The following is a 14769-nucleotide window of genomic DNA, read 5'->3' as shown; positions in this document are numbered from 1 at the left end:
CGATGAACTCCCGCAATTGGGCCTCAGTGTAAAGACGACGATTGCTGTCAGTCCGTGCCGCTGGAATGAGGCGCCCCTCGCGGTCCCAGCGCTGCAGGGTCTTGACCGAAACACCCAGCCGCTTCGCTGCCTTGCCTGTACTCATGGTGTTCTCCATGAGTCAAGAGTACACTATCGCGCATTTTTTGCAAGACTAGAGTCTAGCTCCACGGGCACAAGGCGCACGCCGATGCCAATGCTGCGATAAATGCACGCAATTGGCACGGGCTGTGCCGCCCGCTGAAGAAGAGCGGCACGGCGCAGATGCGACTCCGGATCAGCCCACCCCCGCCCCGGCACCGCCATCATCGCCCGCCATCATCGTCCCTATCACCGCCGCCAGGGTGGCTCTGCGGATCGCTGACATCGGCATCTAAGTCCTCTCCGGAGAGATGATCGTGACAGTAGACGTAGGCCACTCCGCTCAAGCGCCGATTGAGCTGCTGAAAGCCGTCCAAGATCTCCCACGCTGGATAGGAGAGCCCGGGAGTGGTCCGCTTCGCTCGAATGAGCCAGCTGCTGTTGTCCTGCTTGCGCTCAAGAATCTTCCGCCCCAGCTCAGGGCGCTCGCGCATCAACATCCGTGCCACCGTATTTAGCTGCTTGGAGAAGCGCGCCGATGCCTCCAGCAACAGTGGCCGGGCACGCTCGATTGCCGGTGGCGGCAGTCTCAACAACCGTTGCAGCTTATCGTGGCAATCGGGGCCCAGCGTCCGCAGGATCATCGGCAACTCGCGCATGAAGTCGTCGATGGTCTCTTTGAGCGCGCGGTCCTCCCGCTTCAGTGCATCGTCGGGAATGGCATCGAGAAAGGCGGTCAACTCCTGCGCGGCGTTGGTGATCTCGCGGCTGCGACGCTTGAGATCTTCCCGAAAGTCTTCGGCCACCTCCCCTTCTCGGACTCCCTGCACCATCGCATCACTGATCAGGTGTAAGGCGTCAAAGATCCGCAGGGTCTCGCGCAGAGCCGCGTTAACCGCCAAAGCGGGGTTTTGTAGCAGCAGCGGATCGAGCCCGGGCAGACTCGCCGGACCGGCCGGCGCAGCCGGAGTCGTATCGGGGACGAGTTGGGTGACCCAGCGCTCTAAGGGAACAGCGAAAAGGAGCGCTGCACAAGCAATCAGGTTAAACAGGGTGTGGGTCCAGGCGGCGTGCTGCGGCAGCTCACCAGGCAGGCCGGAGAGCAACGACGCCCCACTCCCCGCCAAGAAGCCGGCGACAAGCAGTGCCAAGGGCAGCTTGACGAGCAGTACGGCAAAGCCCAACCGGCGCCCCTGGGGATCGCCCCAGCCAGCCAGCAAGACGGTCAAAGAGAGACCGATGTTGGCGCCCAACACCCACAAGAGCAGGAGCGTCAGCGTGATCTGACCACTTGCAACCAGCGCCAGGGCCAACGCAATGGAAGCGGTCGCACTCTGCACCATGAGGGTCAGCAGGATCGCCCCGATCAAAAAGAGCAACGGCAACTGACCCAGCGCGGCGAAGAGGGCCTCTACCGCCGGGTCGGCCCCAAGGGCAGCCGCCGCCTCACTCAGCAGGCTCATCCCCAGGAGCATAAAACCAAAAGCTAAAACGGCTTGCCCCACGCCACGCGGGCGGCCGGCCTCGACGAAGAGAAAGAGCCCAGCACCCAGTGCCACAAAGAGGCCGACGTAGTCGTGCAGGCTAAATGAGATGACGTGCACGAGCACCGTGGTGCCGAGCTGAGCACCCAACAAAACAGCCAGCACGTTTTTCCAGGGCGCCTTGCCGCGGCGGGTCATCTGCACCGAGAGCATGGCGGTTGCCGTGGAGGAAGGCATCACGGTGCCGCTGACCACACCGCCGGCCAAGGCACGCCCACTGGTGCGGGTAAAGCGCTGCAGCCAATCGACCAAATCGCCGCCGATAATGCGAGCAAACCCTTTGCGCAAGAAGCGCAGTCCGAAGAGAATCAGCAACACACCGGCGATAAGATTGATCAGCTCCATGCCTCAGCCCTCTCCCCTTGAGTCGACCGCGCCCCACTCCTGTAGCCGTTGCAACGGCCTCGGCCACAGGAGTGGCAACGCCTACTCCAGATCAGAATGCAACCGTATACCCAGCCACAAAGAGGGACTGCGCACCCGACTCATCGCGTGAGGCATACGTCAGGGAGATCTCGCTCTGACCGTGCTGCCTCGCCAACCCGAGCATCCAAAAAGCCACGCCCGATTCGGCGTCGGGGTCATCATACCCCACGCCACCGAAGAGCCGCGTCTCGGGCATCACAGGCTGCCCGACTTCGACCCAATAGACGGTATCCCCTCTAGCGTCCCGATCATCAGCGTGGACCGCGTAAGTGATCTCGGCGCTGACACGGTCCCAGTCGAGAGTGAAAAAAACCTCACCAAGATCGGCGTCACGCTGTTCCGAATAGTGAAAATACGCATAACCGACAGCAAGATCGAGCGGTCCCACCGGGAAGCCCCAACCCGCAAAGGGAATTGCCTCCTGTCCTGCCTCATCGCCGCCGAGAGTCGAGAGCTGCGTACCGAGAAAGCCGCCGCTTGCGTGGCTGTACTCAGCCCCGCCCTGGACGACGGCATTATTATTAGAGACTGACTCACCGTGGTCGATGTAATCAGTAAAGAGACCGACATTGAAGGTCAGCTCGGCCTGGGCAGGGCCGGCCCCCAAACAGCCGGCAGTGAGGGCGCTGATCAGGAGAGCGTACACCTTATTCTGCTTATTGCTGAGATTTCTCATTTTAGCGAATCCTTTTGTCGAATCTTTGTGCGCTGGAGAACCAGCTCTACACCGCACAAGCGGCTGCCGGCGTGATGCCCGCTTCCGAAGGCTAATAGAGGCCATCACGCCGTAGCCGCCTGTCTACGGCCGCCTTACGGCCGCCTCAAGCGCCACTCAGGCGGTGGTCGGAATATGGGCACTGAGCAGCCACGCCGCCATCAAGAAATAGACCGCAAGACCGGTGAAGTCCTTGATGGTGGTAATGAATGGATCAGCACCAGGGGCGTGGTCGACACCGATTTTCAGCATCACCCAGGGCAACAAGAAACCCAAGATTGAGGCGGTCAGCACCGCCGTGAAGAGTGCCACGCCGACGACTACGCCAAGCACTGGAATGTCGTTGGGCGCCCCTTGCCAGAAGTAGGCAATCACCCCAGCAAGGATCGCAATCACCGCAGCCATAACCAGCCCCACCAGCCCTTCACGCAGCAGATGGGTACGGAAGAAGCGGTCCAGATTGATGTGACCAAGCGCCAAGCCACGGGCAAAGATCGTGGTCGATTGGGTGCCGACGTTGCCGCCCATATCCATCACCAACGGAATGAATACAGCTAAGGCGACCACGGCTGCCAGCGTATCTTCGAAGAAATCGATCACGCCTCCCACCATGAGACCACCGGCGAGAGTCACCATCAAAAAGGCGAGTCGCACTCTAACCGCGTAGCTGATCGGGCCGGAAGTCAGTTTTTCCGAGCGCACGACATCGCGCGCATGGACGATGCTGCCAATACCGGCTTTCTTGTAGACGTCTTCAGAGGCATCCTCTTCCAGTACGTCCATGGCATCACTGAAGCAGAGCACCCCCGCTAGGCGGCGCTGCGCATCCAAGATCGGCAGCAGGGGCAAGTCACTCCGCTGCAGTAAGCGCGCAGCGTCGACCTTGTTATCGTCCACACTGGCCTTCACCCCTTCACCATCGACCAACTGGCCAAGATGGGTGTCGTCTGTAGCACGCAGCAATCGGGCGAGCGAGACGTGACCCAAGTACTCGCCATCCGCCTTCGTCACAAAGACGGCTGCGCTCATCTCCTCCTGCTCCCCAGCGCCCCCCCCGCGTACCGTCGTTCTGCGTACCGGCCTGTGTGCCGTTCTTAGTGCCACTCAACCGCGCCATCACCTCAGCGACCGGAGTCTCGGCCGCGAAGACGATAGGATCTGCGCGCATGACACGGATTACGCTGTCTTCATCGTGCTGGAGGATGCTTTCGACCTGCTCGCGTTTTTTGACCGGCAGCCGGGCCAAGAGCTCGTCGCCATAACGACGCGTGAGCAACGCAACACTGCGGGCCACGGTGTAGACCGGCAGCCGACCGGCAAAGCGCGCACCAGCCTCTTGCCCCATCTGCTCCAGAATGCCGGCTTGTTCCTCGTCGTCCATATGGAGGAAGGTGGCTACGGCCTCTTGCGGTGGCAATTCAGAGAAGACGGCGAATCGCTCTACCGGCTCTAACGCGGCGAGCAAACGTGCCTTTTCGGTCGGATCCAGGTCGTGGAACTGGCTGGTGCGAAGGTAATCAACAGTAACCTGATTCATCTTATGAACTCCGTAATCCGTGCTTTTCAGCTCAAGACCGTCACGGAATTCAGGCAAAGGGAGGCCGTGCCTCCCCGAATCAGTAGAATTAGCGGAGAGGAGCGGCCCACCGCCTGAAATCGGCGGACGGCATCGCATGACCCCGCTCTCGCCTAATGCGGCTGAGTCGAGGCCCTGGTTCAGGTTCAGGTTCGTCTGGCAAGGAATTCACCTCCCGCAATCGCGAACTACAGTGGAAAAAAAGAACAGTCTCGTGCTGGTTCTGGCACCACGCCGCAGCGCTTACCACGACACGCGCGGCTTCGTCGAGAGAAGCTCAGCCCCCAACCCGGCACGAGCACCGGGGGCGATCATCGTTTGGCCCACCTTGATCAAGAATGCCGGCGAGGACGCCGGCGCTCCCAGGAACCAGCGATCCCAAAAAATGCCGGCGAGGACGCCGGCGCTCCCAGGAACCAGCGAGCCCAAAGAATGCCGGCGGGGACGCCAACACTCCCAGCCGGCGACCGCTGCCCTCCGCTACATGGCGGGCTTGTGGACCAATGAATGATCCAATGATCAAAGCCAGACACAAAGAAAACCGGGGCACAAAGGGCGCCCGTTCGCCCACAAATACAAGGCGAACACGACCGACTATGCGTCACAAAATGAGACAAGCAGTCGGCTCCCAATTCTCTCTGCAGCACCTTGCAGTGCGCCGGGGAGCCTTTGCTAAGAGAAGAAGACTACCGCTTCTTAAAGGAAGGAATCCCGGAGGCGCTGCAAGACGCTGCAAAGTGATCAGCGTCAGCCCGATTCGAGCATCTACAAGAACTGTCCATCGGTCAGTGCGAACACCTCTTTCTGCTAAAAGGCAAGCAAAATAAAACCGGGGGCGACTCTACACCAAGCTCGAGCAGAGAGCAAGCCGCTCTGGATCTCTTTGAGTTCTCCCGCCACGCTTACGCTGTGGCCCGATCCTGAGCACCTTCGCCGAGCGCTTACCGGACAGCGTGCTGCCGCCACGACGCAAACGCCGGGAGTACATCAGCTCCATCCTCTCCAAAAACGAAGTCAGCCGCGACGGTCCCTACAACCGGCGGCTCTTTCTGCGCCTGCAGCGCGGTCACGACCTCGTTAACCCGCAGCTCAAGATCAAGCTCGGGGAGGAGTGGCGCAGCTAATACGAGCTCTTCCGTCCGGACGACTTCGGTTTCCCTTGGGAGGCTGAAGAGCGCCTGCCACCCGGCAGTCACTACTACCGGAACTACCTAGAGAGAAACCTCGAAGGCTTCCGGGACACGCTTGAGAACCTGATGCAGCGTTAAGGCCCCGCTTAGCCCCCGTTAAGACCCAAGGTCGATAAGATCCATACGCAGGCGGCCCTCCTGCTCCCAGTGGTCGATGCGGCGCGCGGCCTCGGCTGGGGTTGCGGTCTCGCCGTGTTCGCAGAGGATATCGGCAAGCGCTGCACGGACACCGGCGCCGACGGTCTTTTGCTTGCCGCACGCATAGAGGATCGCATCACGCCGATCGAGCCACTCTAAAAGCTCGGCGCCCGCCTCGCGCATGCGATCCTGAATATAGCCGCCGTCCTCGGCATCGCGGGAGAAGGCAAGATCGATGCGAGTGAGTACGCCGCGCTGGTGCCACATCTCCAACTCGCGGGCGTAAAAGTAGTCCCCGCCGCGGCGCCGATTGCCGTAGATCAACCAGATCGGACCGGTGTCCCCCTCAGCACGCGCCTGACAGGCGCGCTCGGCGATAAATCCGATCAGTGGCGCGATACCACACCCAGCGGCGATAAGGATCATCGGACGGGCCGGATCAGTGGGCGGGCGAAACGACTCGTGGACCCGCAGTGTCGCCTGCAGAGGGTCACCGACGATGAGCTGCCGACAGAGCAAACCGGAGGTCTTGCCGGGGCACAGCGCGCCCTTTTCGTCGATGCGGTGGGTGACGGCCACGGTCAGACGGAGTCGGTGCGGGTCTTCCAGTGGAGTGCTACCGATGGAGTAAGGGCGCGGCGGCTCACCGGGACCGGGACGGATCAGTAGCAGATCACCAGGGCGATAGTCGAGGGCGGTTTCGCTCGCAAACTCCAGGCGCCAAACCTCGTGAGTGACTGGGTCGCCGGGGTCGTTGAGCTGCTCTCGGGTGCTCAGGGTGAGTTCGACGGCCTGGTCCCCCGACGGCGCAGTCGGCGTCTCGTTGATCAGGCCAAGCCGCTCGGCGATCCCGGAGAACCACTGCTGCCAAGCAGCGCTCGGGTCTCCATCGGCCCGGGTCATCGGCACGATCTCCTCGGCGCCGGTCCCTCGCAAGGCGCTGCGCAGCGCTTCGCCCGCCGCGCAGAAGCGCCGATAGCTGGAATCGCCGAGTGCGAAGACGGCACATCGAACCCCGCTGAGGTCGGCGTCGGCTAGGGCAGTGAGGAATCTCCGCCCAGAGTCGGGCATCGCGCCGTCACCGGTGGTCGAGACAAGAAAGAGCGTATGGCGATAGCGTTTCAGATCGGCGGGGGTCAAGGTCGCCAGAGAGCCCTCGGCAACCCGCCCTCCCCCTTCGCGCAGCGCCTGCGCTGTAGCAGCGGCCAGACGCGCAGCCGTGCCCGTCTGGCTGGCGTGAGCGACGAGGGTCTCAGCGCCACGATCGGCACGGCGACGCTCACCCACCCACCGCCGTGCCCACAGCCAAAGCCCGCTGATCAGCAGAAAGAGCAGCGTGGTTGCGACCAACAAGTTCAAGAGCCCCGACCAAGGACCGGCCCAGGTCCCCCCGTGGATCGCCCGGATCCAGCCCGGATAGGGTGCGATAGCGGTGGTTGCATCGCGCTGGATCACCACATCGCGACGGCCCTCGGCGTCGCTACCGTGGACGATCCAGGCCGACCGTTCCTTTCGTTCCATTGCATGGATAGCGGTCACCCCTGCAGCCTCAAGACCGTCAAAAGCCTCAATCACCGGTATCCGCGGCGCCTCTCGGTCGATGACAGGCAAGGTGGGCGTTCCCCAATCGCGCGCCAGTAGCACGCCAGTGACCGTGAGCGTGAGCACCAACGGCAGCGTCAACCAGCCGAGCCCGTTATGCCAGTGGTTCAACCCACGGCGCAGACGGGGCCAGGCCAGCCAGGGACCAAGAATCAAGATGGCAAGCAGTGCGTAACCCCCCACCTCAACCAGCCAATCTAGGTCGAGCAGGAGATCGGTATGCAGATGGCGCACCGTGCGGAAGAGATCGGCTCCGGTCGACCGCTCACCGAGGCCGGCACCATCCTCGAGGCGATAGAGATGGACCGAACGGCTGCCGGCCTCGCTCTTCTCAAAGACGGCGATACCGCCGGCCTCCAAATGGATGGCGCGGGTCCTCTGCTCCGGATCGTGACGCTCAACGATCGCCCTCAGCTCCGCGAGCGCAGCAGGCTCCCCTGCGGCCGGACTGCCCTGCACACTGTCGATCACCGGCTGCAGCGCTAAGAGCGCACCGGTGGCCAGAACGAGCAGCAGCAGCGGTGCAAAGAGCAGTGTCAGCCAGCGGTGGAGAAAACGAAGGAAACGGTGGTGAGCTTCACGCATGTTGATCTTCTGCTCTTTGCTGCAGCAATGACCGACTCCGCCAAGCCTATACGGTGACTGCGGCAGAGGTTTAGCACCCCGGAGACAGTAATTGGGCGTGCCCTACGCTCACAAAGGAGCGCAGGGGCCGAACCCGCGAACACCCTCTTCTCGCAAGACCTGCTGATGATTTGCCGGCAGCGGTCGCGGCAGCAAACGCTTACTGCCCTCCTTGCCCCGGCCCTTGCCCAGGCCCCTGCCCCGGCCGCTGTTGTTGTTGCTCACGTTGCTGCGGGCGGCTGCCGTCTCTTGGCCGCTGCTCCTCGCTACGGCCCATGCCGCGGCGCTCCTCGGCAGCGGCACGGCGCGCCTCGCTGCGGCGCTCCCGGTCGGCGCTGCGACGTTCCAGCTCGGCCCGCTGCGCCGCGCGGCGGCGCTCGACATCGGAGCGTGGACCTTGTTGTCCGCGGCGTGCCTCACCGGCTCCTCCTCGCTGCTGTAGCTGCTGCTGAGCAGCTCGGGCCGCCTCGCGACGCTCACTGCGGGCATCCCGCAGCTGTTGCCGCTCTTCGTCGCTCAACTCGGCCCAGCGCTGCTCGGCACGGAACTGCATCGCTTCGCGTTGTGGCTCGCTGACCGGATTGCCGGGGCGCTCATCAACGCGCAGCTCCTCAGCAGGGACTGATACGCTAAAGAGTAGCGCGGCGGCTACGGTGCCGGTGAGTAGTACGATTCGCATTTTCGATGCCTCCTGAACGTGATCGAGTGTTGGTACGATGGTGCTTTCGTTAGCTGCTCTCTGCCGCTGACCCATCCCAGCGCCGGCCGCGCTCTGCGCAGCCGCTGCCTCCATGCCGAAAAGAGAGCACCACCACGATCACTATAGCCGGAACGCCGCGGCGGAGGGGTTAGGGAGGGTGAGGATTTGTAAAGAATCGTTAAGGGGGGAAGCGGGTGGACGGCACGGCGGATAGACCTCAGGTACTATTGATCGACGATGATGTGGAACTGGTCGCTTTACTGCGCGACTACCTTGAGGGCGAGGGCTTTTTGGTCTACGCCGCCTACGACGGTGAGGAGGCGCTCAGCGAGCTGGCTGCCGGCAACCCGGAATTGATTGTGTTGGACGTCATGCTCCCCGGAGCGGACGGCTTTAGCGTACTGCGACAACTTCGCCACCACAGCGACACTCCGGTGTTGATGCTAACCGCACGTGGTGACGACACCGATACGGTCGTCGGGCTTGAGCTTGGGGCCGACGACTATCTAGCGAAACCGTGCAACCCAAGGGTGTTGCTGGCTCGCCTGCGCGCCCTGCTGCGGCGGCGAACCGAGTGGACCGGCGATGCCGAGCGAGCGGCTGGAACGACAACACAACGCATCGGTGATGTGCAGATCGATTGGGTGGGGCAACGGATTTGGGTAAACGACCGCGAAGTGGCGCTGACCGGGGCGGAATGGGAGGTGCTCAAACTGCTGTTGAGCCAGCCCGGTCACGTCGTCGATAAGGAGCGGATCAGCCGCCACGCCCTCGGCCGGGCGCTGACGCCCCACGACCGGAGCGTCGATACCCACATCAGCAACTTGCGCCGCAAGCTCGGCCCGCACGCCGACGGCGAGCCGCGCATCGTTGCACGCCGGGGCGCTGGCTACCTCTATCGGGTGCGCACGTGAGCCAACTCTTCGTTAAGCTCTTTGCCTGGCTGTGGTTTGCGCTCAGCGCGGTGGCAGCCGGCTTGGTGCTGACTCACCACTACTGGGTTCCGGGCGTGGTGCTGCCGACTGTCGCCGAACTGGAAGAGCACGCTGCTGAATTGCAAGCGCTGACCCGTGAAGGACGGCTGCGGGAGCAGCGCGCCTATCTGCGCGCATTGCAGCGTCAGGAGTCGCCGCGCATGCTGCTCGTACCTGTGGGGGGGGATCGCGGCGAAGAGCAGCGCGGCGCCCGGCACGGCTATCTGATCCAGGCCCTCGCGCACGATTTAGAGCGGGTCTTGGCGCAGCAGGGGGCGCAGCAGGGGACAAGCGCAGAGGAGCAATCCGCGCTCACGCAAGAGCCCGAACAGGGAGTCGAGCGAGGGGGCGGCCGAGGAAGGGGTAGAGAAGGAGCCGAGCCACGCGACACCGAGAAAGAGAGGCCGCAAGAGGCAGCGTGGCCTGCGATCCGTGGCAGCATCGGCGGACGCGGTACGGGCACGATCTACCACTACCGCGCGGTGCCACTGTGGCCGACAGCGGATGCGCTACAGCAGACACCGCACTACTTGGTCGCCGCGCATCCGCGCCGCGCACTGCTCGAACTGCCACTGCCGCTCGTCGCACTGGTCTCGCTGAGCATTACCGCGGCGCTGGCTGCGATGCTTGCGCGACGGTTTAGCCAGCGGGTGCGGCGCCTGCGCGCTGTAAGCCAGCGCCTAGCCGGTGGTCTCTTGGAGGCGCGCACTGGCGCCCCGCCAAGCGGCGGCGATGAGATCACGGCCCTGGGGCGCGATTTCGATCGAATGGCGGAGCGTCTGCAGATTCTGATTGAGTCGCGTATTCGGCTGTTGCGCGATCTCTCTCACGAACTGCGCTCACCGCTGGCCCGCCTGCAAACCGCACTGGAGTTGGCGCGCGCTCGTCCCACCACGGCTGCAAGCTACCTTGATCGTATAGAGCGTGAGATTGAACGCCTGGATGGCCTGATCGGCCAGGCCCTCAGCCTGGCGCGGCTGGAGGCAGGCATAGAGCCGTTCCACTATACGACGATCGATCTGGCGGCACTGCTGGCGGAGATCTGCGCCGATGCGCGCTTTGAACACGCGACCCGCTCCGATCGAGGCGCGATCACGGCGCAAGGCGCGATAACATCGCAAGGCACGACAACGCCGGAGGACGAGAACGGCTCTGGGGACTTATCGCCGCTGCCGAGAGAAGAAGCGCCGGAAGGAGCATCGGTGTATCTCCAAGAAGGGCCAGCGGCGCGCCTCCAAGGCGACCGTCGACTACTGCGTTCAGCGCTGGAGAACATTGTCCGCAACGCCGTCTACCACACTCCCCCCTCCGGGGCCGTCGAGGTCAGCTGGCGGTGGGAGACAGCAGAGCGTTTGAACATCTCGGTAACTGATGCCGGCCCCGGTGTTGCTGAAGCCGATTTGCCACGTCTCTTCGAACCCTTCCAGCGGCTTGAAGGGAGCCCAGGGCACGAGTACGCCGGCCATGGGCTCGGCCTGGCGATTGCGAAGCGCGCCATCGAAGCCCACGGCGGCTCGGTGCGCGCGGAGAATCGCAGCGGTGGCGGGCTGCATCTTGCCGTCGAACTGCCGACGAACGCATAGTTAAAGGGCACTTGTCGCGGACGCTCGCGACGCAAACCGGGATGACGAATGCTCAGTGCGGACCCGCATGCCAGGTGGCGTGGTGAGGGCGGGCTAAACACCCACCCTCGCCCGATTATGCGCCCTTTCTTGCCCATCAGAGCGACAACTTCGACTCGTCTCTCGGCGACCCGAGAACTTCCACCAGTTCCGCAATCACCTGCAGTGTACCTTCGTCCGCTTCGGTCAGCACGATCGGTTCAAAATCGTGATTGTCGGGCCGCAATACGATCCGGCTGTGTCGCCAGCCTTCCTCGTTTACGGTTTTCTCACTTTCGTACCGCTTGACGGTGTAGCGCTCGCCGGTTTCGGGATCGACTTGATCCCGAAGCTGGACGATCACGACTTTGCCACGCCGGGTGCCAATCACCGGCGACCGGAACAGACACCAAGCGGCATCCGGGATTCTCGGTTCCATCGACTTGCCAACGACTTGGGCCACGAACATGCCCGGCTGCAGCTTTCGTCCGGTATCAAGCCTTACCCACCCCTCGGGCTCGACGCTCTGCACGTCGCCGAAGCTCCCCGCTGCTGCATGTCCGGCGGGTAGCCGAACTTCCGCAACATGCGCTTGACGAGGACTCGGATCTGCGCGCGAGCGTTCTCTCGGACCTGCCAGTCGATGGTCACGCTCTGTCTCACCCGCTGGACCAGTTCCTGGGAGAGGAAGCGAAGCTGCTCGTCTCCCATGACCTCCCTGGCGCTCCCGTTGTCCGCGAGCGCGTCGTAGACCCAACAGTCTTGTCACCAGGGGCCATTTAAGATTAGCCGGGAGGCTTGCCGAGGACAGCGGTCAGTCGATGCTACTGGAAGGGGAGGTGGTGGGCGGCGCTGGGATCGAACCAGCGACCCCTGCCGTGTGAAGGCAGTGCTCTCCCGCTGAGCTAGCCGCCCACTCTGGTTGCGACTATAGGCAAAGGGAGCGCGCGCGTCAAGTCGCCGAAAGGGGGGCTGCGAAGTGGCGCAGATCGAGATCAGCGGCGGCACACGGGCGCGCAAAGAGATACCCCTGCCCTTGGAAGCACCCGGCGTCGAGCAGGATCTGTCGCTGTGCTTCGGTCTCGATCCCTTCGGCGATGACTTCAAAGCCCAAGCTCTCGCCGAGTCCAGCAATCGCCCGCGTGATCGCCACCAGTCGTGGATCTTCGGAGAGCCCGGTAACGAATGAGCGATCGATCTTGAGCCGATCGATCGGTAGATCACGCAGGTAGCTCAGTGCCGAGTAGCCGGTACCGAAGTCGTCAATCGCTACCCGCATGCCGTGCTGGCGGAGGACTTCTAAGCGGCCGATGGTCTCGGCGTGGGGATCGACGAAGAGGCTCTCGGTGATTTCCAACTCGATATGTGATGGTGGCAACCCGGTACGCGCTAAAATGTCCAGCGTCTTATCGACCAATTCCGTTGAAACGAGTTCCGGGGCAGCGAAGTTGACGCCGATTCGCCCCGGATCGTAACCGGCATCGAGCCAAGCACGGGCCTCGATACACGCCTGTTCAAAGACCCAATCACCCAGCAACTCAATTAACCCCACCCGTTCGGCGACCGGGATAAAGCGCCCCGGCGGCACCCAGCCGCGCTGCGGATGGCGCCAACGCGCCAGCGCCTCCATCCCGATCCAGCATCCGGTACGCAGATCGACCTGTGGCTGATAATGGACTGCGAGCTGCCCGCCGCGTTCAAGCGCGTAGCGCAACTCGGAACCCAACTGCACTCGCTCCCGCGTTTGCTCGGTCAGCTCCTCACTAAAGAAGCGGTAGGCCACACCCTCCTGCTTGGCCTGCTCCATCGCCGCATTCGCCTGCTGAAAGAGCTCATGGGCCGGCAACTGCCGCCCCGGAAAGACACTCAACCCGATGCACACCGAGAGGTGCAGCTCTTTGCCGGCAACGCGATAGGGCTGCTGCACCGCCTTCAGCATCTGCTCAGCCTTCTCACCCGCGGCATCGACATCGCGCAACCCAGGACAGAGCACCCCGAACTCATCACCACCAAGACGCGCAACGGTCTCCTGCTCACTCAACACCTGCCGTAGACGTGCCCCGACTTGCTGCAGCAGCGCATCGCCAGCTTCGACCCCCAGGGTAAAATTGACCGACTTCAAATCTCTAATATCGAGCGAGTAGACAGCCAAGGTTCCGGTTGCGCGCTGCATCGCAACCACCGCCTGCTCAAGCCGATCTTGAAAGAGCGCACGGTTGGGCAATCCGGTCAGCGGATCGGCGTGCAGCAGCCGCTCAAGCTGGCTCTGATACTCTTTAACGCGCGAGATATCGGAAAAGACCGTCAGATAGTGGGTCCGCTGGCCGATTTCGTCGCGAATATCGCGCACGGTGACCAATCCTGCGAAGGAAGAACCATCACGGCGCCGACTCCACAGCTCACCGGTCCACAGACCGTGTCTCTCCACCGCCTCCAACAGCGCCTCGTAGAAGGCCGGCTCGTGCAGATCCGAGCCGAGCAGGGCCCATAGCGTTCCGACCGCCTCCTCCTCGCTGTAGCCGGTAATCTCACTAAAGGCGCGATTGACGGCAATGACCCGCTGCTCGGCATCGGCGATGACGATCCCTTCGTGCGACTCCTCGAAGACGACTGCAGCCTGCCGCAACTCGCCCTCGACACGCTTATGCTCGGTGACATCGCGCAGATTGACCAAGTGGGCTGGCTCACCGTGCCAGCGCACATCACGCACCCGCATCTCAACAGTGCAGAAAGTTCCTTGCGGGCCGTAGAGCTCGATCTCCTGAGCATCCGGCCCGCCGATCGGTAACCCAATCACTTGGCCGATGATCTGCCAACTGCTGCGCGCAAAGAGGCGCGCGGCGGCCGAGTTGGCGTAGACGACAGCGCCAGCCTGATCGACGACCAAGACCCCCTCGGTCATGTTGGCGAACAGCTGCTGAAGCTGCGCCTCGCGCTCACGCAGCGCGGTGGCCACCTGCTTGCTATGGCGCTCCTGTCGGCGCCGCTCGGTCACCTCCTCAAGCAAGTGCACCGAGCACCAGTAAGCACCTGCGGGGGTACGCATCACGAAGGAACGCGAGAGGAAGACCTCACCGGAGTCGAGAGTGATCTCCTCGCTCGATTCGAGCTCACCGGGGGCGCATACCTGTCCGGAGAGCTGCTGCGCCCGCTTAAGCCCGCGCCGGCAGCCGTCGAGCGGGCCGCTCAGCAGCGGAAAGACCTCCCAATAGGGGCGCCCGACGACCGTCTCGCGTGGCTGACCGACACGCTCAAGGTAGGCGCGATTGGCGTCAATGATGCGGCACTCAGCGTCGTGCACAAAGACCAGCGACTCGACGACATCAATCGCCGCCTGCCATACGCTATCCCTTGCCGACGACCCCTCGTCCCGACCCGCGTCGGATCGTTTGATAAGCCCCCTCCGCACCGCCGTACGCGGCTGCCTCTAAGATATTGTCGTAAAGAAATTCGAAAAGATAGTCGCAACGGCCCGCTCCCCACTCCGAGTCACGAGCCCGTCACCCCTACCTTTAACCCCTACCTTACTTGAAGGTCGCAGGCGCAGCCCGCCGCTGCC

Annotated in this window: 10 protein-coding genes, 1 tRNA gene and 2 pseudogenes; 3 read left to right on the top strand and 10 right to left on the bottom strand. The window is 63.0% G+C overall.

Annotated elements, in window-relative coordinates; all coding sequences use genetic code 11:
• The 4 genes and pseudogenes from CKO15_RS11910 to CKO15_RS11895 form a co-directional block, all read right to left on the bottom strand.
• Positions 1-145: MerR family transcriptional regulator (locus CKO15_RS11910; protein ID WP_200194753.1), on the bottom strand; the 145-nt coding region annotated here is incomplete at its 3' end.
• Between the two features lie 199 nt (positions 146-344).
• Positions 345-2009 (bottom strand): Na/Pi cotransporter family protein, encoded by a 1665-nt coding sequence (locus CKO15_RS11905; RefSeq protein WP_200196554.1) that lies wholly within the window; start codon positions 2007-2009, stop codon positions 345-347.
• A 91-nt stretch (positions 2010-2100) separates the two neighbouring features.
• Positions 2101-2766 carry a TorF family putative porin gene (locus tag CKO15_RS11900; protein WP_242464764.1) on the bottom strand — a complete coding sequence of 222 codons (666 nt, stop codon included), beginning with the start codon at positions 2764-2766 and terminating at the stop codon, positions 2101-2103.
• Positions 2767-2922: 156 nt separating this feature from the next.
• Positions 2923-4276, bottom strand: a pseudogene (locus CKO15_RS11895) (magnesium transporter); the annotation flags it as partial.
• Positions 4277-5334: 1058 nt separating this feature from the next.
• Here CKO15_RS11895 and CKO15_RS11890 point away from each other — a divergent pair.
• On the top strand, positions 5335-5505 hold the full coding sequence (locus tag CKO15_RS11890) for a hypothetical protein (RefSeq protein ID WP_200196550.1): 171 nt from the start codon (positions 5335-5337) through the stop codon (positions 5503-5505).
• Positions 5506-5667: 162 nt separating this feature from the next.
• Here CKO15_RS11890 and CKO15_RS11885 read toward each other — a convergent pair whose 3' ends face one another.
• Entirely contained in the window at positions 5668-7896 is a 2229-nt protein-coding gene (locus CKO15_RS11885) for a PepSY domain-containing protein (RefSeq protein ID WP_200196548.1), read from the bottom strand.
• 199 nt (positions 7897-8095) lie between these two features.
• Positions 8096-8614, bottom strand: a complete 519-nt coding sequence (locus CKO15_RS11880; protein WP_200196546.1) for a hypothetical protein — start codon at positions 8612-8614, stop codon at positions 8096-8098.
• A gap of 215 nt (positions 8615-8829) precedes the next feature.
• On the opposite strand from CKO15_RS11880, the gene CKO15_RS11875 reads away from it, so the two are divergent.
• Together CKO15_RS11875 and CKO15_RS14560 are read left to right on the top strand one after the other, a co-directional pair.
• On the top strand, positions 8830-9549 hold the full coding sequence (locus tag CKO15_RS11875; protein ID WP_200196545.1) for a response regulator: 720 nt from the start codon (positions 8830-8832) through the stop codon (positions 9547-9549).
• Complete coding sequence (locus CKO15_RS14560; protein WP_200196543.1) at positions 9546-11192, top strand: ATP-binding protein; 1647 nt, start codon at positions 9546-9548, stop codon at positions 11190-11192. The genes CKO15_RS11875 and CKO15_RS14560 overlap by 4 nt, the downstream gene beginning before the upstream one ends.
• 136 nt (positions 11193-11328) lie before the next feature.
• Here CKO15_RS14560 and CKO15_RS11865 read toward each other — a convergent pair whose 3' ends face one another.
• From CKO15_RS11865 to CKO15_RS11850, 4 genes and pseudogenes are all read right to left on the bottom strand, one after another.
• Positions 11329-11742 carry a S24 family peptidase gene (locus tag CKO15_RS11865; RefSeq protein ID WP_200196541.1) on the bottom strand — a complete coding sequence of 138 codons (414 nt, stop codon included), beginning with the start codon at positions 11740-11742 and terminating at the stop codon, positions 11329-11331.
• A pseudogene (locus CKO15_RS14430) lies at positions 11712-11948 on the bottom strand (type I restriction enzyme endonuclease domain-containing protein); the annotation flags it as partial. The gene CKO15_RS11865 and the pseudogene CKO15_RS14430, both read right to left, overlap by 31 nt.
• Positions 11949-12050: 102 nt before the next feature.
• Positions 12051-12125: transfer RNA gene (locus tag CKO15_RS11855), tRNA-Val, on the bottom strand.
• A gap of 37 nt (positions 12126-12162) precedes the next feature.
• Positions 12163-14619, bottom strand: a complete 2457-nt coding sequence (locus tag CKO15_RS11850) for an EAL domain-containing protein (protein ID WP_200196537.1) — start codon at positions 14617-14619, stop codon at positions 12163-12165.
• Between the last annotated feature and the right edge of the window lie 150 nt (positions 14620-14769).

It is taken from the genome of Halorhodospira abdelmalekii (genome assembly GCF_016583625.1).
Classification (GTDB): Bacteria; Pseudomonadota; Gammaproteobacteria; order Nitrococcales; family Halorhodospiraceae; genus Halorhodospira; species Halorhodospira abdelmalekii.
Note: the sequence above shows the minus strand (reverse complement) of the source record. Positions and strands in the feature narration are given on the sequence as shown.

Coding starts and splice junctions, on each gene's coding strand:
- CKO15_RS11880 (WP_200196546.1), bottom strand. CDS start 8,614: ATGCGAATCGTACTACTCACCGGCACCGTAGCCGCCGCGCTACTCTTT.
- CKO15_RS11905 (WP_200196554.1), bottom strand. CDS start 2,009: ATGGAGCTGATCAATCTTATCGCCGGTGTGTTGCTGATTCTCTTCGGA.
- CKO15_RS11900 (WP_242464764.1), bottom strand. CDS start 2,766: ATGAGAAATCTCAGCAATAAGCAGAATAAGGTGTACGCTCTCCTGATC.
- CKO15_RS11885 (WP_200196548.1), bottom strand. CDS start 7,896: ATGCGTGAAGCTCACCACCGTTTCCTTCGTTTTCTCCACCGCTGGCTG.